Source organism: Nesterenkonia salmonea, from assembly GCF_005771525.1.
Lineage (GTDB): Bacteria > Actinomycetota > Actinomycetes > Actinomycetales > Micrococcaceae > Nesterenkonia > Nesterenkonia salmonea.
The window spans coordinates 1-1845 of record NZ_VAVZ01000092.1 but is presented as its reverse complement, the minus strand read 5'-3'; the positions used below and the strand labels follow the sequence as shown (position 1 = coordinate 1845).

Below are 1845 nucleotides of genomic sequence, written 5' to 3'. Positions count from 1 at the left end.
CGTAACCAACCAAAAGTGTTCAGTTTTCAAACGTCGATAAGTGTCCAGTTTTCGACCGTCGTTGACATCAGCTGCAGAGCCAGATCCACGGCCTCCACACCGTTGGCAGCTTCACCGACGCACCAGGCGTCGGTTGACGTTTCAAGATACTGTCGCAGCGTTTGCCTGATCATGGGATGATCGTCTACCACTAGCGTCCGGATCATTCTCATCCCCTTCTGGACACTCACCATCATCCGAGGCGCGGACCACGTGCGTGCTTGGTATGAGCATGTTAAGTGTCAAAGTTTTGCGACACGTTGCCCTTCCTTGCTCAGACTAGGATTGAATAAACTCTGAGGGGAGAGGCAACGTTCCCGTGCATCAGCTGTGTGAACTTATGATTCTGATCCAGATTATTCCAGAAGGAGCATTGACGGGCCCTCCATTGTTCGACCTTCTCAATTGGTGGGAGCAGCGTCTGTGTGACGCTGGGCTCCCGCAATTCTGCAGTTAGCCTGGTGAGATGGAGAACCTTTCTCGATTGACCGGTCACCGAACAACGAGTCTTTCTCTCCGCTGGACTCTGCTGGCCTTCGGTATTCTCCTGCTTCTTTTTACAATGACCACCCAGCCTGTCTTGGGAGATGAGCCATTAGGCGTTGAGTTTTACGTCACCTCGTTCCTTTGGGTTGTGGCTGCTGGCACCTTGTGGCTGGGCGTTGGATGGGCTGCCCTGACAGGTTTGCTTGCTGCCGCCGGTGTGAGGATTCTGTTCGGCTATGTGTCAATCCAGCAGGAACTCTTTGTTTTGGTCATGGTCGGTGTGCTCGCCAGCTACGCTCGGCCCGCCCACAGAAGGCTCTATGCTGTGGTGGCTCTCCCATGGCTGCTTTCACAGTTTGTCGGCATGGAGGATATACAGCTGCAGGTCCTTGGAGCAGTCGTTGTCCTCATCCTGACTGCCCTGGCTTATGCGATCGGACATATTGTTGGGCGACTCCGTGAGGATCGTGATCGCTCCAACTCGGCCCTGCGACAAGCAGAGGGCTCACTGGTCGAACAGCGTTCGGCGCTTGCCCGTGAACTTCATGACAATGCCGTGAGCGATCTGACCGTTATTGTGATGAAGGCCCAACAGCTGAAACTTACTCAGGAGGGCGAGAACTGGGCCAGCGAACTCGAATCGATCCTGGATCGAGCCAATATCACCATTGATCACATGGGGCGGATCGTGACCCTCCTTCGTGACAACGAGCCGATATCTGAGCATCAGGATCGTGTTGTTCCCGCCATTTCCGAAGAACTGGTCAAGGCGAAGAATGAGTTGGATGCCTCCGGGATCGTGACGACTGTGGAATCCACCAACGGTGCTGACTCTCTCGGTCCACGCGTCCAGCTAGCTCTTCACCGCATCCTGAGGGAAGCTGTTGCCAATGTGGCTCTTCCCAGATGAGGGTGTAGGTCGGCCGGGAGCGTCGGTCCGCAGATAGACGTCGAGGTCTCCCGACGATGGAGGTTCCTACGCCATCCGNNNTCGGCCGGGAGCGTCGGTCCGCAGATAGACGTCGAGGTCTCCCGACGATGGAGGTTCCTACGCCATCCATCCGAGAGACCTCGACGTGTCCGACGCTACCCCGCCGGCCGGCTTCGGCCGCCCTGACCTAACCGCCTTCGCGGCTCATCCCAATCGACCCTGATCGGGTCTGCTGACCCTCTCGACGAGAACGCAGCGACATCACAGCCACCCAACCCCGACCGTCCGGGAAGCCGGGGCACGTCACATGGCCTGTGCTTCGGGCGTGTCGAGTGGGTCGTCCAGGGGCGACGCAGGAGCGTCGACGCGACGTGCTGAGAGGTGGCTCC

Annotated in this window: 2 protein-coding genes; one reads left to right on the top strand and one right to left on the bottom strand. The window is 57.5% G+C overall.

Going from position 1 to position 1845, the window contains the following annotated elements; translation table 11 throughout:
* Positions 1-26 precede the first annotated feature (26 nt).
* Positions 27-206 carry a response regulator transcription factor gene (locus FEF26_RS15390; protein WP_166433079.1) on the bottom strand — a complete coding sequence of 60 codons (180 nt, stop codon included), beginning with the start codon at positions 204-206 and terminating at the stop codon, positions 27-29.
* A gap of 395 nt (positions 207-601) precedes the next feature.
* On the opposite strand from FEF26_RS15390, the gene FEF26_RS15385 reads away from it, so the two are divergent.
* On the top strand, positions 602-1435 hold the full coding sequence (locus FEF26_RS15385) for a sensor histidine kinase (protein WP_166433078.1): 834 nt from the start codon (positions 602-604) through the stop codon (positions 1433-1435).
* The last annotated feature ends 410 nt before the right edge of the window (positions 1436-1845 follow it).

Excerpts from the sequence above, each read along its gene's own strand:
- FEF26_RS15390 (WP_166433079.1), bottom strand. The coding sequence starts at position 206 with ATGATCCGGACGCTAGTGGTAGACGATCATCCCATGATCAGGCAAACG.
- FEF26_RS15385 (WP_166433078.1), top strand. The coding sequence starts at position 602 with ATGACCACCCAGCCTGTCTTGGGAGATGAGCCATTAGGCGTTGAGTTT.